Raw genomic sequence first — 24126 nt, 5'->3', positions numbered from 1 at the left:
CTTTCACTTCATCCTTGTCATAGGGAAAGCTGCCCCCATTCCATTTGGCAAGCTTTAAGCTCGTTAAGATGGTTTAGCCAATATTCCTCACTGGCAAACCAAGGAAAGGCTTTAACAAAAGCTGGATCTTGCCAACGATTGCTCAGCCAAGCGGCATAACAAATTATTCGAGTGGCTTTAAATACATCAATCAACGCCAATTCTCTGACATCAAATGCAGCATAACTTTCATACCCCTCGATCAGCTCACTCAATTGCTGTCGACTTTGCGAGAGGTCAGTAAGATGTAACCATAAATCTTGTATTGCCACGCCATTTTGGCAATCGTCAAAGTCTAATAAGTGAAATTCATTGTCGACCATCAGTAGATTACTGCGGTGACTGTCACCATGAATGGGGCGCAAGGCTTGTGGCCAAAAGCTTTGTATTTGCGTTTCACACAAATTGAGTAATTGAGTAATGCTGGTTTTATAGCGGCTCTCAATCTTGGTTGGTAGATGTCCGTTACTGAGAACCTCTTTTGTGGCTTGTTGAATTTGTTCTAAAGGTGAGACGCATGGACGTTGTTGGAAGCTTTGCTGGCTTAAGGCTTGATGTAACTTTCCAATTAACTCGCCGATTTGAAAAAGTTGATCAAGATTCTCTGCTTCGGGGTGTTGGCCCACTAAACGGGGTGTTAGACAGAAATACCAGCCTTGATGCTGGAACACAGTGTTACCATTAATTTGCATAGGTGCCGCAACGGGTAAGCCAGCTTCCGCCAGCGCCAGAAGAGTGTCGTGTTCTTCTTGGATTTGCCCTTGCTGCCAACGATGAGGTCGATAGAACTTAGCAATCAGTGGTGCACTGTCCTCAATACCAACTTGATAGACGCGGTTTTCATAGCTGTTTAATGGGTAAATTCGGGCGTCTGTCCAGAAGTCTAAGGACTCGACTGCATCGAGAATGACGTCGGGAACCAGGTTAGAAAACTCCTGTTGCGCATTCATAAATAGGGGGTACTCTTCAAATCAAATGGCTGGCGTCCCGACACTATAAGGAAAGCTTGGTTAAAGCAAGCCAAGACGTTTTTTCAACGTGTGTTCTTGGGCTTCGCTAAGGGCCGAAGCTTGGCCTGATTCAATCAGGTGATTCCACTGTTTCCATGATTTTATGGCTTCGCCAATGTGCTCGCGAGCTAAATATTGTTGAATCTCAATGCGGAAGGAATTGGAAATAGCAGCAGGATTGGCCTTACCAAAAGAACGCAGACGGATCAAAGCACGTTTAAATTTATCGGCTAACTTAGAGTTATCTGCGCCGGAATTCATCAAATTGGTCAGACATTTTAGGTATTCGTAATAGTATTCCACCTTTTCATTGATGGTATCTCGAGTCAGTCGAATAATACGAGAATAGGCGTGTTCTGCTGTTTCCCAGTCACTGATTTGCGCACTTAACTCAGCCAAGCGTAGACAACGATCATTGGAACGAGGTGATACTTCTAAAACACGTTTAATGGTTTGTTGGGCGTCGACAATATTCCCCTGATTTTCTTGTGCATCCGCAAGCAAATCATAAGCAGATAAAAAGTGACGACTGAGATTGATGGTTTCTTCTAATTTTTGAATGGCGGCGCCAACGGCACCTAATTGCATTTCACATTGGGCAATGCCGAAGTGTGCCCAAGCAAGATTTTTGTGATTCCTAATCACCAACATATAGTGGCTCTTAGCGTCTTTATAGAGGCCTCGAGCATACAAGGATTCACCAATGATCTTTAAGCATTGATTTGTGTAATGCGGGTATTGCTCCATGACCTCTTTGGCTTGTGCCGCCATGTCTTCATGAAGTCCCTTTTTGCGAGATTCATTAATGCCATCGAAGGTTTTTTTCTGTTTTTGTACCCGATCAAAACGACGGAAAAAAGCGGCGGGAGGAAAAGGTTTCACCAAATAACTGTCTGGTTGGTATTCTAATACACTGACCACGCTTTCATACGCAGTATCGGCAGTGATCATGATAAAGATGGTAGAGTGGTCTTGAGAGTAATTTTTACGAGATGCTTCGAGAATCTGTTGACCATCAATGCTGCCACCTAGATTGTAATCGGACAAAATTACATCGTAGTGTTTTTCAAGAATGCGTTTCATGGCCTGCTGGCCGGAAGGTTCCACATCTATGTTAACGTAACCTAAAGAAGTCATTAGGGATTTTAACATAAGGCGCATTTCGCCTATATCTTCAATAATAAGTACACGCTTTTTCGCGATATCAACTAGCTTTTGTTGAACGCTGTTGTTTTCTTCAATGCCTAACGCGGTTAAATCTGTCAAACGATTACCTAATAATTTATCCTTAATCCTTTCTTTGTTATATCATGCTATTTACATAAAGCCCAAAGTTAGTGAGCATTTGTTATCATTGATTTTGTTGCAATTTGTAACAGAAATGGATTACGACTTTAGTCGTAGGAAGCTGGAATTGCGTTGACCTAGATAAATCTCAGCATAGGATGGATGTAAAGAATAATAAAGGTGTAACTATGTTGTACTTCCATATTAGCTGTGTTCTTGGGATCTTATTGTTACTCGGTTTTGGTAGTTGGCAAGAGCAAATCCCCGTTGTTTATACGGCGCTTGTGGCGCTTCTGTCGGCCTTAATATTGTGGCGTGGATGGTCCGAAAAACGCGGCCAAGTGAAGAGTGATTTCTTGGCCCCTAATGATTCAGGCCATTTAGAAACGGACCTTCATCAAGTTGGACAACGTGTTACCCAAGCCACTTCGCGAATGGCGATTGGTGCTGCTGAGGTATCACATTTTGTTGATACGCTCAGTAAAGACATTCATCATACCTATGAAGACAGTGAGCAAATAACGCAGGCCGTTGATACCTTATCTAATACGGGTTTGACCTTGTCAGATAACCTAGCCCATTTGACCCAGACCATGACGGAAACGGCCCAATCCAGTCATACAGCGCAAACGGCTTTATCGCAAAGTTCCGAGCAAATAAATGAATTGACCAACAAGGTACAAAGTGCCAGTGAGCAGTTGGCACGACTCATGAAAAGTGCGGACGACATAGACTCCATTACCGGTGTTATAAAAGGGGTATCAGAACAAACCAATTTATTGGCGCTGAATGCTGCGATTGAAGCGGCGCGCGCGGGTGAACAGGGGCGTGGCTTTGCTGTGGTGGCCGATGAGGTTCGCTCATTGGCAGGAAAAAGCGCCGATGCTTCTGAGCAAATCTCTAATCTACTGAATGAGGTTCGTCATAATAGCGCGGGTACAAACCATGAAATGCAGGCCCTAAAAACTTTAGCAGAAGAGTTATCAAGCACCTTATTAGGGGAAACGGATCGCTTCATTGGTTTGACGAAAGAAGTACAAAATGCTTCAAAAGTGTTAACGGAAGTGGAAAGCAGCAGTGAAAAGTTGGGCACAGCCAGCTCACAAATCAGTGGCTCAATTAATCGCATTGGTCAATCTTTACAAGACATTTCAGAACGCAGTGATCGTTTGTCAGATGAAGCGGCAAGTTTAAGTAATGGTGCTGAAGTGGTGTTTCGTGAATTGGATAAAGTTGACGATGGCTTATTTTTCTCAACTTTGTTGGGCCGTGCTAAGAATGCTGCCACGCAAATTGGCATCGTGTTAGAAAACGCCATTGATCAAAATATTCTCAGTAAAGAACAGATTTTTTCTCGTGATTACCAGCCTATTCAGGGAACGAATCCGCAAAAGTACCGTACCGCCTATGATGAGTACAGTGATGAGACATTTCCCAAGATACAAGAAGCCATATTGTCACAGCATGATGAAGTTATGTTTGCTGGTGCGGTAGACGTAAACGGTTATTTTCCTACCCATAACAAAAAATTTAGTCAGGCGTTGACCGGGGATTACGACACGGATTTGGTGAATAATCGCACCAAACGTATCTTTAATGATCCCACAGGGAGTCGTTGTGGCGCGCATACCGAGAGCTTTTTATTGCAAACCTATAAACGTGATACCGGAGAGATTCTGCACGATTTATCTGTTCCTATTTTTGTTAAAGGTGAACACTGGGGCGGTTTTCGCATGGGCTTTAAGTCGAATGTGAAAGAGGAATAACGGCCCTTTTGTGTTAAAGCTTAATCAGTGCCACACTGGCGCCTTTTAGGCAAAGTTGTTGTTCTTTTAACTGAGCATTAGGGGATAAAAATAGCGCTTCTACGGGGGCTTGTTGGCCCTGACTCACTGGCACTGGCACCTTAATTGTTGCGGCTTGATTATAAAACACCAGCCACAAACGACAGCTTAAGTTCGCGGTGGTTAACATCATGGCCAAATAGTGGTTATTTGCGTCATGCCAATCTTGCTCTGTCATTTCTTCACTTTTTTGATTTAACCAACTCACTTGATCTGTTCCTAAGTGCTGAAATAAAGCATCGTCTGCTAAATGCACTTCGCTCAGAATAGGGTAACTCTGACGCAACTTAATTAATTTCGCCAAGTTGGTTTGCAAGCTTTGTGAAACTCTGTTTACTTGCCAATTTAGCCAAGTGATTTCATTGTCCTGACAATAGGCATTGTTATTACCTTGCTGTGAGTGGTTGAGTTCGTCTCCACCTAGCAGGTGAGGTGTTCCCTGACTCAGCAGCAATGAAGCCAGCAAACAAATTTGTTGATTTAAGCGTTGTTGTGCAATGATCGGATCATCACTGGGGCCTTCCATTCCAAAGTTCACACTGATGTTGTCCCCGTGCCCATCACGATTGTCTTCCATATTGGCAAGATTGTGTCTTTGTTCGTAAGACACCAAATCTCTCAAGGTAAAGCCATCGTGGTAAGTGATGTAATTTACCGAATTGAGGGCGCTTTTTTGGCCTTTATGGAAACAATCTCGTGAGCCCATGAGGCGGGTGGCAAACTCGGCAACCATGCCTTGATCACCGCGCCAAAAACGGCGAATTGTGTCACGGTATTTATCGTTGCATTCCAAGAAGCCTTTGGGAAACTGCCCAACTTGATAGCCGTTCGGGCCTATATCCCAAGGCTCCATAACTAAGCAGGTTTGACTCAATACTGGGTCTTGTAAAATGGCTTGCAGAAGAGGGGCGTTGGCACTAAAGTCGTGTTCCACTCGGCCCAGGTCAACACCCAGGTCAAAACGAAATCCGTCCACGCCCATTTCATTGACCCAGTAACGCATGCTGTCACAAATCAGTCGAATACTGGCAGGGTTGTGGGTGTTTATGCAGTTGCCACAGCCGGTGTAATTCAAGTATTCACCATGTTGGTGACGATAATAATGCGCATTGTCTAGACCGCGAAAGCTGACACAAGATTGATCTATCTCGCTTTCCGCCGTGTGGTTGTAAACCACGTCCAAAATGACTTCAAAACCGGCTTCCCTTAAGCCATCTATCATACTTTGAAATTCCCCAATGGCATCTTCTTGAGCATATGAAGGTTCTGGCGTAAAGAAATTGACGGGATTATAGCCCCAGTAGTTATTGAGCCCTAGCTTGTGCAAGTGACGTTCTGTGGCAAAGGTGAAGCAGGGCATTAACTGAATTGTGGTGATGTTAAGACGTTGTAAGTGGGCAATGGCAGTATCAGAAATAACGCCGAGATACTTGCCTTTTCGTGCATCTTCAATGGGCAGTTGTTGTGTAAAACCTTTGACATGCAGTTCATAAATCACCCTTTGCTGTGGGTTGATACTATTGCGTGGCGGACGAGATGCATCTGTTGAAGAGGGTAAGACAATGCATTTTGGTACACAATGGGCTGAATCCCTTTTGTCTAAGTGCATTTGTTCATCTACGCCTGCTTGTTCTGGGTGCCACACCAGTTTGCCCGTCAATGCTTTAGCATAAGGATCGATTAATAGTTTGGCTGGGTTAAAAAGCCATTGTTTAGCAGGATCGAAAGGGCCTTCTGCACGCAATCCATATTTTTGTCCTGCCTTTAAACCCAATACCTGCATGTGCCAAATACCACGATGTTTGGCGACAAAAGGTAAGCTTTCGATTAGTTGCTCATGATCATCAAATAAACAAAGATGCAACTGAGTCGCATCTTCAGACACTACCGCAAAGTTTACCCCCTGTTGTGTAACACTGGCGCCAAGTGGAAAAGCTTGTCCCTGACTGACTTGATAGCGACCCACCGTATGTCTCCTATGCTGATGTTAAAGACGTGGTTAATCTAAGCCATGCCAACGCAGAATCAATCCACTTAATGGTGGTACAGACAAGACAATACTTTGCGGTCGACCATGACTGGCTTGTGCCTCTGTTACGTAATGGCTTTGCGTATTATATTGACTGCCTTGAAACTGTGCGTCGTCACTGTTAAGTAATAGCTCATATTGGCCTTTTTGTGGCACACCAATGCGATATTGAGGATGCGGTGTGGGCGTTAAGTTGACGATAGCCAGTAAGTGTTCTGCGGAATTTTTACGGCGACGTACAAAGCACAATATACTGTTTTGATAGTCGTCATAACTGATCCATTCAAAGCCTTCCGGTTCATGATCAAATTGTAGACTAGTGTGCTCTTGATAAAGCCAATTAAGTTGCTTGACCAGCTTTTGTTGTGCTTGGTGATAATCAATGTCCAATAAATGCCAATCTAAGGAACGTTCGTGACTCCATTCTTGGCCTTGCGCGAACTCATTGCCCATGAAATTGAGCTTTTTACCTGGATGCATATACATGTAAACATAAAAGGCGCGTAAATTCGCAAATTTTTGCCAAGCATCACCGGGCATTTTATCCAACATGGACAGCTTACCGTGCACCACTTCATCATGGGAAATGGGTAAAATGAATTGCTCATCAAAGGCATATACCATGCTGAAACTTAATTCTCCTTGATGGTATTGGCGGTAGATAGGGTCGCGTTTCATGTAAGCCAATGTATCGTTCATCCAGCCCATGTTCCACTTAAAACCAAAGCCAAGGCCATTCATAAAAGTGGGTTTGGATACCCCAGGAAAGGCGGTGGATTCTTCTGCCACAGTGAAGCAATTAGGGTGATTGAGATAAATGGTTTCATTGAGTTTGCGTAAAAAAGCGATGGCCTCATAATTATGATTACCGCCATCTTGGTTGGGCACCCATTCGCCTTCTTCACGGGCGTAATCCAGGTACAACATTGAGGCCACGGCATCCACCCTAAGGCCATCAATATGAAATTCTTCTAACCAATAAACGGCATTACTGATCAAATAATTTACCACATGCTCTTTGCCAAAATCATAGATCAAGGAATTCCATTCCGGATGCCAGCCTTTTTTCGGATCTGGGTATTCGTATTGTTTCGAGCCGTCGAAATTTGCCAAGCCGTGACTGTCGGCTGGAAAGTGTGCTGGCACCCAATCCATAATCACACCTATGTTGGCTTGATGGAAGGCGTCGACTAAGGCTTTGAAATCTTCCGGGCTGCCAAAACGAGAAGTGACGGCATACAAGCCAACAGGTTGATAACCCCAAGAGCCATCAAATGGATATTCACTAATCGGCAAGAGCTCTATGTGGGTATAGCCCATGTCTTTGACATAAGGGACTAATTCATCGATGAGCTGTCGGTAACTTAATGTTTGGTTGTCTCCTTGACGTCGCCATGAGCCAAGATGGACTTCATAAATGCTCATTGGGGCTTGATATAAATCTTGTTCAGGACGTGATTGCCACGCCTGATCTTGCCACTCATGTAGTTGATCAAAACAGGTAATGCTGGCAAAAGACGGGTATTGTTCAATGCGTCTAGCATAAGGATCTGTGCGATGTGGTAAGAGATCACCATTATGTGCACGAATTTCAAACTTATAGCGGGCGCCATGATTAACATCCGGAATGAATAAACGCCAAATGCCATCACCATTACTGGACATAGGGTGAACTCGACCATCCCAACCATTAAAATCACCAACCACAGAGACAGAACGTGCTGCAGGAGCGTACACCGCAAAACGGGTACCATTGATAGTGAGATCGGAATTCACTTGGGCACCACGACGGATGGCCCCTTGGCTTTTGTATAGGTTGGCGGTGTGATGCTCAGGATCAACAAAACTGCTGCCAGCGAATTGATAGGCATCGACCAAAGTGTGGCAGTTGCCATCCTGATACTGAACGCGCAAGCGATAATGAAAACCTTCATGTCCCGCAGGCCAGTTGGCTCGAAAGAGACCGGCAGGGTGAATTTTGGTTAATTGTCCGAGCGACATTTCTTCATCAATGGCGATCACCTCAATCTCTTCGGCAAGAGGCTGCCAAGTGGTTAGAGTAAGTTCCTTGGTAACTGGGTCTTGATGTAACCCCAGAAAAGCAAAAGGGTCTGAACAGCGAGCATTGAGTAAATCTTGAAACAGGTCGTGCTTGACTAAATCCATGTATATCTCCAGCAAGAATCATTTTATTTGCTCGTATCACTTTGTCTTAGATGACTGTGGAATTTGCTGACCGCCCAGCGTAAAAACTGATTGGCCTTACTTGGTGTAATTTGTGCGAACTCGTCTAACGCAATCGCTACCTTATCTTCATCTGGGTGTTTGGCGCGATATTGTTTAGCATAGTCCAATGCCGCCTTAGACACTAATAAAGGTAGATTAATTTCTTGTTTAAATAAGCAGTTAGGATGTTGTTGGCAGAATTGAATAAAAGCATAGAGGCACTCAAAAATAAGACTTTTGTACCAACTGGGATGAATGTCTGAGGTCAGGCCTTCAATCAACAAGGCAAAGGTATCTTCTCCTGGCGTCATAGAGTTCAGGGCGCGAGTACAATCTAACGCGGTTTTACTTTGCACATCGCCAAACACTATGGTGTTAACGTGACTGAGACTGTCCCAGAGTTGCAATAACAAAGAATCAGGCAGTTTGGTGATCATGCCTTGTTGGCTGCGCCAATCAAACCAGTCAATGTCTTTCATTGTGCCCTGAATATCAGCGGTGTGATGATATTGTAGGGTGTTGGAAACATGAGCAAACTCATCGTGTTTTTGTTGTAGCACCTGTTCCAGTGTTTGATATAAATCGAAAGGGGAAAGGTTGGCTAGGGTGTCATAGATAGGCACATCACCACTGGGATTAAAATGCCGTGCACACAACATAACCAAATTATGGATGCGAATGGTGCGAACCCCAGAGAAAAACTCTGGATGAGTGCGGATCAAGGTGCCAGTAATTGCAATCAGTTCATGGCTCAATACTAAACTCAGCGGTGAACTTGAGGACTGACGCAGCATGTCCATAATTTTGTCTTGATGCAAAGGTGTGTAGATTTCCATTTCTGTTTGTGGGGATTCACCAATGACCAATAAACGCTGGCGTACTGTAATGTCGGCTATGTAGGTGGCTAAATCTGTGGTGGGCGTGATGAGTAAGGCAAACAGTTGACGAGCGGCACGCCATTCTTCTTTAATCAGAGCCTGAAAATACACGGTATCGAGCACCTTATATGCCGTGGTAGCGGGCTCAGAATTCGGTAAGGTATTCATCAGTGCTTTGCGTTCAGCCAATAAGGTGAGGCAATGAACGGCTTGCGGCAAAGAAGGTTCATTAGCCAGCTGACTGAGTAACTGTTCGGACGATAACTGTTCTTGATCCAAAGCAAAGTAGTCTGTTTGCTCCGTTAAAGGCCAGTTTTTTGCGTGTTGTTTAAGTTGAATACCTAAGCTTAAGTTGTTACTGGTTTTCATGGTAATGGTGCGACGGTTGCCGGATTTAAAGGCATTTTTTGCCGATTGGGGGACCACTCGGTACTTTTCATGTTCACCTTTCTGTAAGAGGCGAATAAATTCGAACAGTTCAGCGCTGTCGCTCATTTCACAAATGGCTTCATCAATTAAAATACTGAAAACGGCGTTGGCTCGGTAATACCAATGTTTGGCGATATTAATGAGTTCGTTGTGAATGTGGACTTGAAAAAGGCTTGGATCAATCTTTCGGTAATCTTTGTCTTCGTTCTGAATCCAAGATAAGCAAAGATAATCAGCATTATTAATGCTAAACGCCTGCGAAGTCGCCAAACTGTTCAACGCTCGATGTGGCCTGCCTGTTAATTTCAAGCTGGTGGATTCACCTAAGTGCTGATAGGTGGACACCAATTGTTCCGCTGTAATGGCTTTAAGCGGAGCAATTTCTGCTAAGGTTTGGCATAAGCACCCCGCATTCATTAAGCGTTGTTTAACCTTATCATTCTGCGCCAGAATCACCATGGAAGTGCTGACCTTATGTTTACGGTGTTGGTTTCTGTGCAGCCCAAGAGGGTCCAAATCGTCAGTGGTGATCAGCTCTTCGTCGAGCATTTTTCCGACCAAATATAAACTTTGCGCCCACACTAAGGGCAAATTATCGTTGGCCTCGCGACGTTGCGAGCCGGGCTTGGCTTTTTCCGCGAGTATGTTTTCTTGAGGCACATAGTAAAGTTCCGGCAACAAAGAGTGTCCGTCTTTTTCCACCATCAAGATCTCTAATTTGTGTCGGTAAAAATTGGCGCTTTCCCAGTCTCTGGCAAACAGACGGTCGATGTACAAATAAGTGAAGAATAAGGGCCACTCTGATTCGATGTGTTCAAAATTAATCAACTCATCGTATTCGTAGTGCATGCGTGTTGGGTCTTCTAATACGGATTGGTGACCGTCCAGTAAGAAACGTTTACAACCGTATTCTCCACCGAGTTTGTTGATAATTTCTTGGCGCGTACGGCGCGTTAGTTGCTCGTCATTTACGGCAAATGCTGGGAAGCCGATGATGCTTAAAATGGCGCTGTCGACTTCTTTAGAACGAGATTCCTTGGGCAGTAAGGATTGCAGTACTGAACCGGCTCGTGCCACGGCATCTGCAAACGAATGAACCACCGCCCATTCCGGTCCTTGATCACCAAGTAGATTGAGTCCATCCATAGCCTCCATCGCGGCTTTGGCCATCCCCACTGAACTGGCATTAATTTCCGCTTTACCATTGTTCACTTTATTACCACGTTCCCAAATGCCGTAATCAGGGGTGCGATAGGTGCGTGAAATGTAGTAAATGAGATTCTGAATGAAATTGAATTCATCACGAGAAAAAATAAGGCTACAACCCGCTTTTGTCATTTGCGCCAGCATGAGTAAATAGAAGCTGGTGGCGTCTATTTGTAAATGTCCCCAAGCATGGTCTGCGACGGCTTCCAGTCCTGTTTTGGTATCGTATTTGGCGTGTAAGGCGTCTTTTGGGTCCAAACTGTGTTTAAAGGCTTCCACTTTATGGGATTGGCGCATCATGGCGAACAGTAAGCCACGCATCATTTTGATACAGGCAAATTCCAATTCATGGGAACGTTTATCAGGATCCGAGGCACGCTTGTAGGCTAAGTGCAAGGCCCAAACGGCTTGAATACTATAGACGTTATCTCGCACCCAGGCATCGGTGTAGTTGCCATGACTGTTAATACTGGTACTGGCGGGAAAGAGACCAGTGACAGGGTGCTGGCGAGATAGGATCACGGCTTGAATGTGTTTGTAAAGAGAGTCGAGCTTATCTTGTGCATCAGATGGCATTACTATTTCAACCCTTTTAATAGCCTAATAAAAATAAGAGCTCTTCATACAGGAAGATGCGATGTCGTCTACATAGATTCTAGGGATTAGCGCATGATGTTAAGTCATGATTTGTTCATACCTTCCATAATTACTAAAAACATATAACAAACTTGTTAAAAAGGAAGCTGCACATAAGCCTTCTGCATGTCAGTTTGTCTGCATGGCCTAAACGCACAGCTAAATGCTTTATTTTTAATGGCGCTTCTTGCCAACAGGTTCAACATTGGACGACGAAGCTTGCCGCTAATAATAGCGAGCCGCTCTCATACTGACCCCTAAAGTATCTAGGGGTAGCAAGGTGGAAGTTGTTGCCATTGTTAGTGGACTTATCTACACCTTCCTTAAGCATAGTCTAAGTCTCAAATAGTGAGTGTATTTTCTTGATAAATTTCGACTTTATAGCAAACCCTGTCTTTTTTCTGGTTGTTCGATCTCAGTTTAGATGCTGAATTGATGTACCAGTTGTCGTAATTGAGTGGCGCAGGCTTGTAGGCTGTTTACCGAGCTTTGAATGTCATTGGAGTTATTGTTGTTTTCCTGACAAATAACAGCGATGTCGCTCAACGCATGATGAACAGTTTGCGACGAATTGTGTTGCTTATTCGCTGTTTGACTAATCTGGCTGTTGAGCTCGGAAATAGTGTTCACGCCATCGGCAATCTCTGAAAAGGCTTGTCCAGCTTGTTGGGTTTGGTTTGCTCCCTGATTGGCGGTACTTTGCGCTGACTCCATAACGCCTACGGCGGTATCGGTTTGTTGTGTTAAACGATTAATCAAGCCGCCAATTTCCGTCGCCGCGAGTTGCGATCTTTGCGCCAAATGGCGAACTTCGTCAGCCACTACGGCAAAGCCTCGTCCTTGCTCTCCTGCGCGAGCGGCTTCAATGGCAGCGTTTAGGGCCAGCAAGTTGGTTTGTTCTGCCACTTCGGAAATGATACCCAAACGTTCATGAATGTGACTGACTTCCTCTCGTAACGTCTGAATTTGTTGTGCGGCTTGTCCTACTTCTTGTGACAACCTTTGAATGTCCTGATTAGCCTTGTTCATTACCCCCAAGCCTTGTTGTGAATGCTGACCTAATTCGGCGGTTTTATGATTGGCTTGTTCGGCGATGCCAAGCGCTTCTTCCACGGATAAGAGAACCCCTTGCATCAATTCGGTGGCTTGATCCGTATTGGATAACTGACGTGCTACTCCCGCTACGGTTTTGGTTGTCGAGTAATTGGTTTGTTCTACGATACCATCTAGGGTTTCACTGGAGTGGCTGACGTTGCGTACTATGCTTTGAAAATCGTTCATCATACTATTAAACGCCGTAGCCATGGCGCCCATTTCGTCTTTACCACTGAATTCTACGCGCTGAGTCAAATCACCAGAGTGTTGGACTGATGTCATGGTGTTGCACAAACTGGTCACCCGAGTGGTTACCAGATGAATGATAAACAAGGCTGTACCACCAACCACTAAGGTTAGAATGCCCACCAAGATCGCATAATCCACCAAAGCTGCCATAAAAAAATTTCTGACTTCATCCATTGAACTTGTGGTCACCACAGTGAGCTGTAGTGGTGTAAATGATAAGGCGCTGGCAATCATGCGATGGGTTTTGCCTTGTTGATCTTGATAGTGAAATGCTAACCCTTGGTAGTGGCCGTTTTTAGTCTGACTGTTTTGCAACGCTTGCAAAAGAGAGCGGGGCGCCTGTTTTGAGCGATAATGGTTTGGGGCATTGAGTAAGGTTTGGCTATCGTCCAACACCCAAACGCTGTGGTCTTTTCCATAGCGGAAATCACTTAACAAGGTTAGGGCGTTCTCTCGCACTTGTTGACTTGAAAGCGCCTGATGATCTTGTTGATGGTAAAAGTTGGATAAAGATGTGTTCACGATATCTAAAATATCGGCAGTACGTTCTTTTCTAGCGTCCACATGGCTATAAAAAAGCGAGGATAGAGAAACCAGAATCAGTGCCGCTGTACCCAGAGACATTAAGGCTATGATGGCCCAGAGTTTATAGCGGATTTTGATATCATTAATTCGGTTCAGCATGGTTTACCTTCCCTAGGACGATTATTATGTTGGTTTTTTGGCGTTTGTTGTCTCTCAACAGGTAAGATTAATTATTTTTATAATGAAAGCCACCTAGGTTTCATGAGCTAGATCATGGTTTTTGCTGATAGTAAGCGATATGACCTCAATGTGAGGTAAACAGGGTAAAAAATCGTTGTGGAATATTGGATTGTATTTGGTGTGTCGTTGCTATCGGCCACATTATTGCCATTGGGTTCAGAAGCCTTGTTACTGTTTTATGCAGCACAAGCGCAAGCCAATCTGGGGGCGCTGTGGTTTTTCGCTACTCTTGGCAATAGCCTTGGTGCCTGTACAAATTGGTTATTGGGAGCGTATTTGTTGCAATTTGCTCACCACAGGTGGTTTCCCGTGGGCGAACAACAGCGTTTATTGGCGCAAAAGTACTTTAATCGTTATGGTGTTTGGAGTTTACTCTTTACTTGGCTACCCATTATAGGCGATGGTATTGCCTTGGTCGCTGGCCTGTTACGGACTTCCATGTGGTATTTTGTTCCCTTGGTGGTGATAGGTAAAGCAGGTCGTTACGCACTTTTGTTGTGGGGCCAGCAGGTGTTGTCGGGACAATAGCTTTTATTCTAGGATATGAGGCTGTACTCAAGAGCATAATAATTTGTTTGGATGGAGAGAAGAGTTATGGGAATCATAAAAAAGTTAATCCTAGTCCAAATGGGATTAGCCTTAGCAGCTTGTTCATCAACGGGTGAATTAAACACCTTTATGACATACGAAGATCTACAGCAAAAGGTAAAAGAGCACGATGAACAATGGCAAGAAGCGCAGGTGAAACTAGACCGTATTGATGCTTTAGAGGCGGAAGTGGCTTCGTTAAAACAGGAAAAATTAGCCATGGAAGCGGCCAATGAAATGCCAATGGCGAGTCAGTCAACTGTGATTGTTGCAGATGACAGCATGGCGGCAACCAATGTCGAACCTATGGTGATGGAGAGCAATGTAGCAGAAGAAACTACGGCGATGGAACCTGCGGCAATGTCGGTAACAGAAACCTCATCAATGGACAGTATGGCGAGTGAATCTTCTGATGCTGCACCTATCATGGCTGCTCCGTTAACCACTGATGCAATGGCAGCCGATAAAACAATGCAAAAGCCTGTCCAACAAAAAATGTCGAACGACAGCTATGGTGTGCAATTAGCCGCGTATTCCAAGCGCGATGAAGCGATGCGCGGCTGGCAACTGCTGTTGGACAGAGACCCAGTCTCTTACCAAGGTTTGCTACCGAGAATTAATCAGAAAGAAGTGAAAGGCCGTACTATGTATCAGTTGAAAGTGGGCCCTTTCCTACAGAAATCTTTCAGCACGGATTTCTGTATGATGCTGAAGGAAAAAGGCAAAGACTGTTTGGTGACTCAATACAATGGTGAGGCTTTTTAAATCAATCTAATGCCTGATAGTCATTATTGTCTAAACGACAAAAAATGGCTGCCTTCTTAATAAGCAGGCAGCCATTTTTGTATTCTCGTTATCACCCATTTGCTTACTTTGCCATTGATGCCAAGAGGTTTTACATGAGTGGGAAAGGGAAGTCGTAGATTTTACCTTGACCGTCAGCGATCGTAATTTCCGTCATCAGCTTGTCTTTATCACGTTTGATAATGCCTTGCTGAACAAAGTTATTCAGCAGCATCTGTACCTGTTGCTTAACTTGAGGCGAATCGGTAGTGGTGCGAATTTGTTGTGCCAAATAGCGTTCGCCCAAGCTAGTGATCAAAGACTCATCGGCTTGCAAAGTACCGGTAGCAATCAAGTTCCATAGCCAGAAATTTTGATCTATCAACTGCTCCATACTAATAGGGTCCTGAATTTCTTTCAGGTGAGTATTAAAGTTTGCATTGAAAGCGCCTTCTGCTAAGCGACCACTTAGATCTGTGATATTCAATTGTGGGTTTTTAGCGAATAGCTCATTCATGTTTTCTGTCATGAAAGCAAACAAAGCTAGGGTCATTTCCTGCGGTGACACATTGTCGTCGGCTAACAAGGTATCTGAAAAGGTTTTGTAGTCTAAGAAGAACTGGTTACTTAAGTTGTTCATTTCAACAACCAAAGATAAATCCTCAGCATTGAACTCGTCACTCTTGAAGGTATCAACAGAATACTGGGTGATGATTTTGCCAAGTTGACTGGTTTGATCGAGTAATGAAGATAACAAAATTTTTGTATCCTGAATATCCAATGCTACAGGGTTCGCTTGATTCCCCAACGTCAGCTGCTCAACATTAAGGCCAATATCACCATCGTATAAGCCGCCAGACGATACAACATCCATACCACTTTGAATATCGATTGTCAGTAAGGCGTTGGTTAAGTTCAGTTTGTTATCGGGCTTATCAAGCTTTACCTGTTCTACTTGGCCTTGGTAGTCCAAGCTGTTTGCTGTGAATTCGCCTTGGCCCTGGTAACCGCTAAAGGTAAAATTACCATTTTCAATGTCGAAGGCAGGGATTTCATCCGCTGAACGAATATTGCCCAGCACATCCATGACCACTGATGCCCTGTAGAAGTCTTGATCAGTAGGCCAATTTAAAGTGTCGCGCAAGGTATCGCCAGCGTAATAGGCATGAAGGTCAAATAAGCCAATCAACCCATTTTCGGACAGCAGTATTGGGCCATAATGGACATCCAGCATCAAATCCACTGTAATTTTTTGGCCATATAAAGAAGGCTCAATGGTGGCTAAATCATAGACAAGATGAATGACCTTTTTCGAGGTGAACCAAGTGTCTTCTAATGATTCCATCGTCACTTGGTAACCTGAGGTATTGTTTAAATTGGTGACCAGTTGTGAGACTTCTTCTTCATATTTTGGGGCAATGAATTTGGGCGCGACAAGGCAAGCTGCCAGTAATGCAAAGACCAACACAGCGAGGATTTTTTCACTGAAAATTCCTTTTACTAAGACATTGATAGGAATGGCAAATCATACCTTGCTAAGCAGGCAAAATAAAACTTAAATGGCTCCTAAAAATTGCCACCAAAGCAGATTTAAGGGCAATAAGATTAAGCAAGTCAGCGTAAAACTGAGCAAACAGACCTTGCTCACTGCGCTGATTGATAATCGACCCAATGCTATGGCGGTAATGAGGGGGGGCGCTTGATAAGGCAATAGAACATTGGAAAAGGCCAATACTTGGCTCATCAGCACAGCGTGAGTGGATAACCCTGTAATCTCGGCTAAATGTTCTGCCATGGGGGTCATGATAGCGGGTACCCCAGTCAGGTTGGTTACCACCGCCACGCAAGTGGATACCAAGGTCAGTAGACTAAGATTCAGAAACGCCGCTCCACTTGCAAAGGGCACAGCACTGGTAAGTTTATTTACCAAAATGTCTCCCAAACCGGAATAGGCGGTAATGGCACTCAAGCCAATGACACCTGCGGCGAAAAATAAAGTGCCATATTGAATGTCTTTATCGACACATTCTCTGCTGGTTAAGCCTGATTTTGGCCATAAGCAGACAATCGCGGCAATCAAACCAATCCAACCTGGAGAAATATGGTGTATCGCATCGGTAAACCAAAACGCAAAACAGATACACAATACCCACAGCAAGCGTTTTTCAAGTTTCGTCATGGCACTTTGTTGATCTATCTTAGTGAGATTTTTATCTGGGTCTTGATCTGGAAACAGCCACAAAATAATGCTGGTAATCAGTACCAGTTTGCCCAATCCGAGTACCGGGAAATGCAGGGTCAAATATTGCCAATAGGACACAGGCGAGCCGTACAAGGCTTCCAGCATACCCGCCAATAACATATTGGGAGCATTAGCAGGCAAAATGGCAAAAGCTGGTGAAAAGGTGCCAAAAGCCGCTGCTAATAACATGCCGGTACGACCATTAGCCTTTTCATCATAACCAAAATGGTCTGCTAAGCTGGCAACAATGGGAATAATTAATACCACCCGTCCCACACCAGATGGAATCAAGAAAGCCAAGGCCATAGCGAACAAGGCAATTTTAATGATGGTGCCGCGATAACTGTTACCCAGAATTTGGGTGAGTAAATAAGTGGTTCTTTGATTCAGTCCCGTGTGTTTAATGGCCGCACCAAAAATCATACCGCTAAACAGTAGCCAGAAAGTCGAAGAGTGAAAACCAGCGAAGGTGACTTGATTCGGAGCCAACTGGGTTGCCGTGGCAAAGGCAAACAGACCCAGTGCGGGTAAGTAGGCTGGAACAAGAGAGGTTGCCCATAACACGATACAAGCAAAGAGAAGTCCTGCGGTGAGACTTTGCTGCCAACTTAAATAGCCATGACTTAAGGTCACCAGTATCAACGTCGCTATGATAATGCCATACAGGGGCCAGGATTGTTTCAGTCTTGTATTAAAGCGGTTTTTAGTAACGGATGACTCTGTATTTTGCGACATAATAGGTGTCCTGAACGTTAATTCTAAAGGCTTGTCTGTTCAAGTTATGGTCTAATGAAAACCCTCATAAAGCACAAATGCTTTGTTGCCTATATCGCCATTTTTATGGTCATCCATTTTTATGGCCATAGGGAGTATTGGCATCGATTGTTCTTTGTTGCCGTTACAACTGACAAACCGCTTGTGCAAACTCATCGACTTTTTGCCAATTGGTAAAATCTTGATCCGTTTTGGGATCGGTAGGGCCTTTGGTTACCCACATGATAAAACGAATCATATTTCGATCCAGAAAACCGTATTGCTGATAATTCAGACGTCCGCCAAATACCCCCTTTAAAGACGGTTGCCAATCCAGTTCATCGAGCAATTTAATAATATAGGGATTGGTCTCAGGGGTGCATTTTTCGGCTTTACGAGCCACCAAATTGACGGTGAAAAAAGCACTGGGTTTCATTTCAATGAGTGTTTTATGTTCTTGGATAAAGCTCACCAAACCAGCTTGGTGCTTGCCATAGCGAATGCTGGCGCCTATCACGATCTTATCATGGCTGCTCAGTAACGCTTTTTCTACCTGATCCACTGGCAACAAGGTAACCTGATGCCCTTGTTGCTGAATGAAGGCTTGCATGCTTTGACTGATTTTCAGCGTGTGACCGTCAGTGGTTGAGTATACAAATAAAATATTCGCCATTTATCGTCAGAAATCTGCCTCTTCTAAGTATGCATTTGCTGCCATGTTATAAACATTCCCACCAACACTGTCAAAATATTGCGTGTCATTTACTTTTCTTGTTCACCTTGCTGCTTGATGTTTTCCATCGCGGCTTGTAAATGGGGATTTTTCTCTTCTAAGTATTCTCGTAGGCGTTGAATAAAGGCCTGATTTTCATGGAAAGGCACGCCAATCTTATGGGCATCGGCGACTTCAACCATGGACACTTTATCGTGTTGAACAAACACATCGATCATTTTTTCAGCCTTATCGCGACTCATACCCAGGGCTTCAAAAGTAGAACGTCCCATGCGCATACTGCTGTCATAGGTCTCACGAATAATATCGCGACAACCATAGGACCAGAGGTCGTAGACATGATTGTTATCAAAGGCTCGCGCTATGATATGAAGGTGCGGATAGTGATGTGTTACATGTTTGACTAACTGAGTGACTTGCTCTGGATTATCGATCGCAATGATGAAAACCTTGGCGTCTTCAATGCCAGCGGCTTCCAATAAATCGGGACGAGTGGCGTCACCAAAATAATTTTTTACGCCAAATTTCTTCAGTGCTTCTAGGCGTTTGGTACTAAAATCAATCACGGTAGAGTGATAATTGGCCAAGCGTAAAATGTTGTCTATGGTGGAACCAACTCGACCTGAACCTGCGATCAAAATCTTATTGTCGTCTGGCATCTCATCGTATTCTTGATCACTGTTATCGGCAGCATAGATGGGGGCAATAATTTTATCATAAAGAATAAACAGCAAAGGCGTCAGCAGCATGGAAAGCGTGACGACGAGCAACAGCAAATTGGCAATGTCCTCGACAATCACGCCATTGCTAACGGTAAAGGATAAGAGGACAAAGCCAAACTCTCCAGCTTGCGCCAACCCCAGCGCAAACAACCAGCGGTTGGAACCGCGAATCTTAAAGGCCCAGCCTAACAGCCAGAGCACGCAAGCTTTGAGTAGGATTAAACCAAGTGTCAGCGCGCAAATGAGTAAAAATTTATCAGTCAATAGGCCAAAATCGATACCAGCACCTACCGTCATAAAGAAGAGTCCCAGCAACAATCCTTTAAAGGGCGCAATGTCACTTTCCAGTTCATGTCGATAAGGTGAATTGGCTAAGACGACACCAGCCAAAAAGGTTCCCAAAGCAGGTGATAAGCCAACCAAAGACATTAATAAGGTGGTACCAACCACAAACATCAAGGCCGTTGCAGTAAATAACTCGCGCAGTTGCGCCACAGCGATAAAACGAAAGATGGGGGTGACCAAATAACTGCCGCCTATGATGATGCTTGCAATGGCGGCAATGATGACCAGCGGCACTTGCCAAGAAGCCAAGCCTTCTAATAAGGCGGCGCCGTGACTGGTTGTCTCTGCGTCGCCAGAATCTGTTAAGTGCAGTAATTCAGGTAGGGCCAATAAAGGGATGATGGCCAGCATAGGAATGACGAGAATGTCTTGCGCAAGTAAGACGATAAAAGAGGATTGGCCACCATCAGACTTCATTAGACCTTTTTCGCTCAGAGATTGAATCACAATGGCGGTCGAGGACAAAGCCAATACCATACCAATGGCAACACTGCTTTGCCAAGGTAAATCAAACATCATGGCCACAGCGCTAATAAGGACGGCACAGAATAAGACTTGCCCACCGCCTAAGCCAAACAGGCGTGCTTTCATCGACCATAACTTTTTCGGATGCAGCTCCAATCCAACCAGAAACAACATCAGCACTACGCCTAACTCAGCAAAGTGTTGCAGTGACACTATGTCAACATGAAATAAAGACAACAAAGGGCTAATCAAGATGCCGGCTAATAAATAGCCCAGTACCGAACCTAGGCCCAAGCGCGCGGCAACAGGCACCGAAATCACACCGGCAATAAGAAAGATAAAAGTCAGTAATAAGGCATCAGTCATGGAGAATCCTAATTTTTGAACATTTAAGGCGGCTGGTCACAACCGAACTGTGCCACATTTTTTGCGTCTTTACATTTATTAGGCGCCATTGTTTATCAGCCAAGCGCTCAGAATAACCGAAGAATGTATAAAATAAGCAATGTAAAACAAGATATGATGGAGTGAATTCAGGAAGGCGTGAATTAAGCTGTCACCGCTGCTTGAAAATGGTATGCAATCGGCATTTGATCGCTGTGTTATCGCCACATATTTTCACCAACATGGTAATGGCTGACATGATGATCGGGTTTTAACTGATACTTCGCGTCTTCAGGGTATAACTTAGCAATGCTAATGTCTTCACCAGCAAAGGCTTTGATACAATTGAGGTCTTTCCAATAGGTCAATAAGGTAATTTCAGCCTGATCTTCTACATCCCGATGTAGAATTTGCGCGCCAATAAAGCCTTTGGTTGCTGATGTGTCTTTTATGCCTGTTTCGTATAAGTAAGCAATGAAGCCTTCTTCATGCTCTTTTGGGCAAGTGGCCCTCCATTCTCTGGCAATCATGCGTACTCCTTTTATGCTTTACGTCAAATAAAGCTTAACCAGGTAAGATGAATTAATTATTGACCAAACGATAATCCAGTTTGCCCATCAATGAACCGTCTAAATCTTGTGTTGGCACTTGGAACTGAGCGGTATTTTTCTCTCTTTGTGGTGAAACCGTCATCACCACTTCACCATTAATCAGAATTTGATAACGCTCTGAAAAAGTAATGGTGACGTCTTCTGAATGGGAACCGTCAAACAAAAAGTTATCTTTTAAACGAATAACACGCGATTCGCCACGTACCCATTGACCAATAAGGGGCTGCGCTTTGAAGCGCCCTTTGCTGTCATTCACCAAGATATCGGACAGAAAAAACCGCACTAGATTACCCTTAGTGGGCCTTTGTTGACGTTCACGAACGCGGGCATCAAGCGCCGCTAAGTCCGTATTGGTTTGGCTAATATAGCTGCGTAACTCTTGAATGCTGGCTTGCAGAGCCTCACGAGACAACAAATTGGCCTCAATAATTCTTGGTGGCTTAGCTGCGCTGCCAAGGCGAGTATTTAACCTCTGATAATATTGCTGCGCATTTTCTTGGTACTGACTTAACTCTGCTAAATCTTCAGCGAAGCCCGGGGCTTTTGTTGGCTCTTCTATCACCCCTTGCATATTGGGGGTGAGCAAATCATCTGAGGTTTCTTCAACTTGGTCAGGGGTGTTTTGTTGAGGGGATAGTATGGGCATAGAGCAAGCGCTCAAAAAGAGCGTTACCAGTAACAGGCCACTGCGGAATATAGACATCTAACCGTCCTGACAATTAGCAAAAAATAAAGACCTCAAGTATGCGGTATGCGGTACTTGATGTCGAGATGGCCTGTGTCGACCTAGCAGTCGGATTTGACTAAATAAAGTGTAAAGCTTATTGCTGCAAGGGAGACAAGTCACTATGTTTGGGATTGATTCCACAAAATGCATTCGTCCAGCGTCACACCCTTACCACCAAAAATATCCAATGCACTGCCAATGGTTAAATCCACTTTACCCGCAGACAACTCGTGCACACGCTTTAAATCGTCCAGTGAGCGCGCGCCGCCAGCGTAGGTAACCGCAACAGGACAGGCCTTCCCAAGGAGGCTAACCAAGTCTTCATCAATGCCGGCTTGCAAGCCTTCCACATCGGCGGCGTGAACTAAAAACTCATCGCAATGATTGGCCAGTTCCACCAAGTTATCGTGATTCACCTGAGTTGAAGTGACGGTTTGCCAGCGATCCGTAGCAATGAACCAACCATTTGCTGCGCGGCGGCAACTTAAATCCAGCACCAAACGGTCGGTTCCTGTTTCGCGTTTGATTTTATCAAGGCGATCCCAAGAGAACTCACCATTTTCAAATAAATAAGAGGTCACAATCACGTGGGAAGCACCGGCGTCAAGATAACTGGCTGCGTTGGAATCTTTCACGCCACCGCCGTATTGTAAGCCATTAGGGTAGGCGCGTAAGGCGCTCATGGCCTCATCTTTATTGCCTTTGCCTAACGCAATCACATGACCTCCCGTTAACCCATGCTGATGATACAAGCGAGCATAATGCTCGGCATTGTATTCACTGATGAAGTTTTCCGTTGCGCCTGCATCGTTAAGGCTGCCGCCAACAATTTGCTTGACCTTACCTTGATGTAAGTCGATACAAGGGCGGAACTGGGTCACATGACACTCCTAAATTTAGCTGAAATAAAACACCCAGTATAACGGATAAACACGTGCGAAACGATGCCGCAAAGTCACAAATTACAAATCCTGATATACTCTTTCTTCTCAATTAAATCGAAATCAAATAGCCAAAGAAACACCGACCATGTTGCCCATATCCCTCGCAGTTACCATTCCTGATGACGAAATCGAATTAACCGCTATTCGAGCACAAGGCGCGGGCGGACAAAACGTCAACAAAGTGTCTTCCGCGATTCATCTGCGTTTTAATGTGCCCAACTCTTCACTGCCCGAGTTTTACAAACAAAGACTGCTGCAACTGAACGACTCGCGTCTGACCAAAGAAGGCGACATCATCATCAAAGCGCAACAGCACCGTACCCAAGAAATGAATCGTGAAGATGCTTTGGCGCGACTCAAAGAACTCATTCTCAACGCCATAAAAGTTCAAAAGGTGAGACGCCCGACCAAACCCAGCCGTGCGGCTAAGAAAAAACGCGTGGATGATAAAAAAAGAAAGGGGCAGATTAAGAGCCTAAGAAGAAATGATTGGGGGTAGGTTTGGCAATAAACTGCTATTTAATCATCTATTCGGCTTGGTTTGTAAACAACTTAACGTTGAACCACGATAAAGCGGAAAGCCATTCCAAGAGGGGACTTCTTAACAATCTTAGTTCTCTTAAAAAATGTGATTCTTTTAACAAATGTGACCTTCTTAAAGAGAGTTGTCCCTTTAGGATTATCAATTCCATTTTAGAGTAATCGCTAATGATTATCTTATCTTCGAGTCAATCTGTGTTGAAAAATTGCACAAAATCCTTTTTTTCGCTGGAAATACCTTTCTAGTTATTGTAAATTGGCGTCAATTTAATGTAATTTTTTTTGTGAAGTGTCTTTTGCTTTGATGTGTGTTTGCTTTGGAATTCGTAACAGCAATCTGTCCATCTCAGCTTTTTGTTAAATAAAATGAAGTACTTAGGGAAGAGGCTGATGTTTGCATTATTAGATGTGGTTCGTTTTGTTGCCAAACGCTTTGGTTGGCGTCGTGGTCATTCAGTCATAAGGTTAACCTCGCCTTTGGCGTATTCTCCCTCTTCTTCTCATTTTTCTCTTTTGGCCCCTTGTCGTCGCCATCAAAAATACATAGCGCAGATTATGTTGTCGGCCTATTTGTCCGCGCCGGGGGTGTTGTTGGC

General features: G+C 44.3%; 18 protein-coding genes. 5 read left to right on the top strand and 13 right to left on the bottom strand.

The window, feature by feature from the left end:
* Positions 1-17 precede the first annotated feature (17 nt).
* Together ACXAH2_RS09275 and ACXAH2_RS09270 are read right to left on the bottom strand one after the other, a co-directional pair.
* Positions 18-989 carry a serine/threonine protein kinase gene (locus ACXAH2_RS09275; protein ID WP_475078073.1) on the bottom strand — a complete coding sequence of 324 codons (972 nt, stop codon included), beginning with the start codon at positions 987-989 and terminating at the stop codon, positions 18-20.
* 60 nt (positions 990-1049) lie between these two features.
* The gene (locus tag ACXAH2_RS09270) at positions 1050-2315 is read right to left on the bottom strand and encodes a response regulator (protein ID WP_475078071.1); all 1266 of its coding nucleotides are present in this window, start codon (positions 2313-2315) and stop codon (positions 1050-1052) included.
* 209 nt (positions 2316-2524) lie between these two features.
* On the opposite strand from ACXAH2_RS09270, the gene ACXAH2_RS09265 reads away from it, so the two are divergent.
* Positions 2525-4102 (top strand): methyl-accepting chemotaxis protein, encoded by a 1578-nt coding sequence (locus ACXAH2_RS09265; RefSeq protein ID WP_475078070.1) that lies wholly within the window; start codon positions 2525-2527, stop codon positions 4100-4102.
* A 13-nt stretch (positions 4103-4115) separates the two neighbouring features.
* Here the strand turns inward: ACXAH2_RS09265 and glgX are convergent, their stop codons facing one another.
* The 4 genes from glgX to ACXAH2_RS09245 all read right to left on the bottom strand — a co-directional run bounded on the left by glgX (position 4116) and on the right by ACXAH2_RS09245 (position 13612).
* On the bottom strand, positions 4116-6146 hold the full coding sequence (glgX, locus tag ACXAH2_RS09260; protein WP_475078069.1) for a glycogen debranching protein GlgX: 2031 nt from the start codon (positions 6144-6146) through the stop codon (positions 4116-4118).
* A 33-nt stretch (positions 6147-6179) separates the two neighbouring features.
* Positions 6180-8375 carry a 1,4-alpha-glucan branching protein GlgB gene (gene glgB, locus ACXAH2_RS09255; protein WP_475078068.1) on the bottom strand — a complete coding sequence of 732 codons (2196 nt, stop codon included), beginning with the start codon at positions 8373-8375 and terminating at the stop codon, positions 6180-6182.
* Positions 8376-8398: 23 nt separating this feature from the next.
* The gene (locus ACXAH2_RS09250; RefSeq protein ID WP_475078067.1) at positions 8399-11524 is read right to left on the bottom strand and encodes a phosphorylase b kinase regulatory subunit alpha/beta; all 3126 of its coding nucleotides are present in this window, start codon (positions 11522-11524) and stop codon (positions 8399-8401) included.
* 480 nt (positions 11525-12004) lie between these two features.
* Positions 12005-13612: a methyl-accepting chemotaxis protein gene (locus ACXAH2_RS09245; protein ID WP_475078066.1), complete on the bottom strand. Its 1608-nt coding sequence runs from the start codon at positions 13610-13612 to the stop codon at positions 12005-12007.
* 177 nt (positions 13613-13789) lie between these two features.
* Between ACXAH2_RS09245 and ACXAH2_RS09240 the strand changes: the two genes are divergently transcribed.
* On the top strand, positions 13790-14221 hold the full coding sequence (locus ACXAH2_RS09240; protein ID WP_475078065.1) for a YqaA family protein: 432 nt from the start codon (positions 13790-13792) through the stop codon (positions 14219-14221).
* Positions 14222-14287: 66 nt separating this feature from the next.
* Positions 14288-15046, top strand: coding sequence for an SPOR domain-containing protein (locus ACXAH2_RS09235; RefSeq protein ID WP_475078064.1), 759 nt, complete (start codon positions 14288-14290; stop codon positions 15044-15046).
* 130 nt (positions 15047-15176) lie between these two features.
* On the opposite strand, the gene ACXAH2_RS09230 is transcribed toward ACXAH2_RS09235, so the two are convergent.
* The 7 genes from ACXAH2_RS09230 to hisA all read right to left on the bottom strand — a co-directional run bounded on the left by ACXAH2_RS09230 (position 15177) and on the right by hisA (position 22927).
* Complete coding sequence (locus tag ACXAH2_RS09230; RefSeq protein WP_475078062.1) at positions 15177-16532, bottom strand: YdgA family protein; 1356 nt, start codon at positions 16530-16532, stop codon at positions 15177-15179.
* An 87-nt stretch (positions 16533-16619) separates the two neighbouring features.
* Positions 16620-18041, bottom strand: a complete 1422-nt coding sequence (locus ACXAH2_RS09225) for an SLC13 family permease (protein ID WP_475078061.1) — start codon at positions 18039-18041, stop codon at positions 16620-16622.
* A gap of 163 nt (positions 18042-18204) precedes the next feature.
* On the bottom strand, positions 18205-18732 hold the full coding sequence (hemG, locus tag ACXAH2_RS09220; protein WP_475078060.1) for a menaquinone-dependent protoporphyrinogen IX dehydrogenase: 528 nt from the start codon (positions 18730-18732) through the stop codon (positions 18205-18207).
* Between the two features lie 89 nt (positions 18733-18821).
* Positions 18822-20690: a cation:proton antiporter domain-containing protein gene (locus ACXAH2_RS09215; RefSeq protein ID WP_475078058.1), complete on the bottom strand. Its 1869-nt coding sequence runs from the start codon at positions 20688-20690 to the stop codon at positions 18822-18824.
* A 236-nt stretch (positions 20691-20926) separates the two neighbouring features.
* Positions 20927-21238 (bottom strand): antibiotic biosynthesis monooxygenase family protein, encoded by a 312-nt coding sequence (locus tag ACXAH2_RS09210; RefSeq protein ID WP_475078057.1) that lies wholly within the window; start codon positions 21236-21238, stop codon positions 20927-20929.
* 52 nt (positions 21239-21290) lie between these two features.
* The gene (locus tag ACXAH2_RS09205; RefSeq protein ID WP_475078056.1) at positions 21291-22022 is read right to left on the bottom strand and encodes a hypothetical protein; all 732 of its coding nucleotides are present in this window, start codon (positions 22020-22022) and stop codon (positions 21291-21293) included.
* A gap of 143 nt (positions 22023-22165) precedes the next feature.
* Complete coding sequence (hisA, locus tag ACXAH2_RS09200; protein WP_475078055.1) at positions 22166-22927, bottom strand: phosphoribosylformimino-5-aminoimidazole carboxamide ribotide isomerase; 762 nt, start codon at positions 22925-22927, stop codon at positions 22166-22168.
* A gap of 148 nt (positions 22928-23075) precedes the next feature.
* Here hisA and arfB point away from each other — a divergent pair, with 148 nt between their 5' ends.
* Together arfB and ACXAH2_RS09190 are read left to right on the top strand one after the other, a co-directional pair.
* The gene (arfB, locus tag ACXAH2_RS09195) at positions 23076-23489 is read left to right on the top strand and encodes an alternative ribosome rescue aminoacyl-tRNA hydrolase ArfB (protein ID WP_475078054.1); all 414 of its coding nucleotides are present in this window, start codon (positions 23076-23078) and stop codon (positions 23487-23489) included.
* A gap of 431 nt (positions 23490-23920) precedes the next feature.
* The coding region (locus ACXAH2_RS09190) for a hypothetical protein (protein WP_475078053.1) at positions 23921-24126 on the top strand (206 nt) is incomplete at its 3' end.

The organism is Marinomonas sp. ABL3_031, from assembly GCF_056161265.1.
This window is presented reverse-complemented; position numbering and strand designations above follow the sequence as displayed.

What these genes read in the sequence shown, in the direction of transcription:
- ACXAH2_RS09275 (WP_475078073.1), bottom strand. Translation starts at nt 989, where the DNA reads ATGAATGCGCAACAGGAGTTTTCTAACCTGGTTCCCGACGTCATTCTC.
- ACXAH2_RS09265 (WP_475078070.1), top strand. Translation starts at nt 2,525, where the DNA reads ATGTTGTACTTCCATATTAGCTGTGTTCTTGGGATCTTATTGTTACTC.
- glgB (WP_475078068.1), bottom strand. Translation starts at nt 8,375, where the DNA reads ATGGATTTAGTCAAGCACGACCTGTTTCAAGATTTACTCAATGCTCGC.
- ACXAH2_RS09250 (WP_475078067.1), bottom strand. Translation starts at nt 11,524, where the DNA reads ATGCCATCTGATGCACAAGATAAGCTCGACTCTCTTTACAAACACATT.
- ACXAH2_RS09245 (WP_475078066.1), bottom strand. Translation starts at nt 13,612, where the DNA reads ATGCTGAACCGAATTAATGATATCAAAATCCGCTATAAACTCTGGGCC.
- ACXAH2_RS09235 (WP_475078064.1), top strand. Translation starts at nt 14,288, where the DNA reads ATGGGAATCATAAAAAAGTTAATCCTAGTCCAAATGGGATTAGCCTTA.
- ACXAH2_RS09225 (WP_475078061.1), bottom strand. Translation starts at nt 18,041, where the DNA reads ATGTCGCAAAATACAGAGTCATCCGTTACTAAAAACCGCTTTAATACA.
- hemG (WP_475078060.1), bottom strand. Translation starts at nt 18,732, where the DNA reads ATGGCGAATATTTTATTTGTATACTCAACCACTGACGGTCACACGCTG.
- ACXAH2_RS09215 (WP_475078058.1), bottom strand. Translation starts at nt 20,690, where the DNA reads ATGACTGATGCCTTATTACTGACTTTTATCTTTCTTATTGCCGGTGTG.
- ACXAH2_RS09210 (WP_475078057.1), bottom strand. Translation starts at nt 21,238, where the DNA reads ATGATTGCCAGAGAATGGAGGGCCACTTGCCCAAAAGAGCATGAAGAA.
- ACXAH2_RS09205 (WP_475078056.1), bottom strand. Translation starts at nt 22,022, where the DNA reads ATGTCTATATTCCGCAGTGGCCTGTTACTGGTAACGCTCTTTTTGAGC.
- arfB (WP_475078054.1), top strand. Translation starts at nt 23,076, where the DNA reads ATGTTGCCCATATCCCTCGCAGTTACCATTCCTGATGACGAAATCGAA.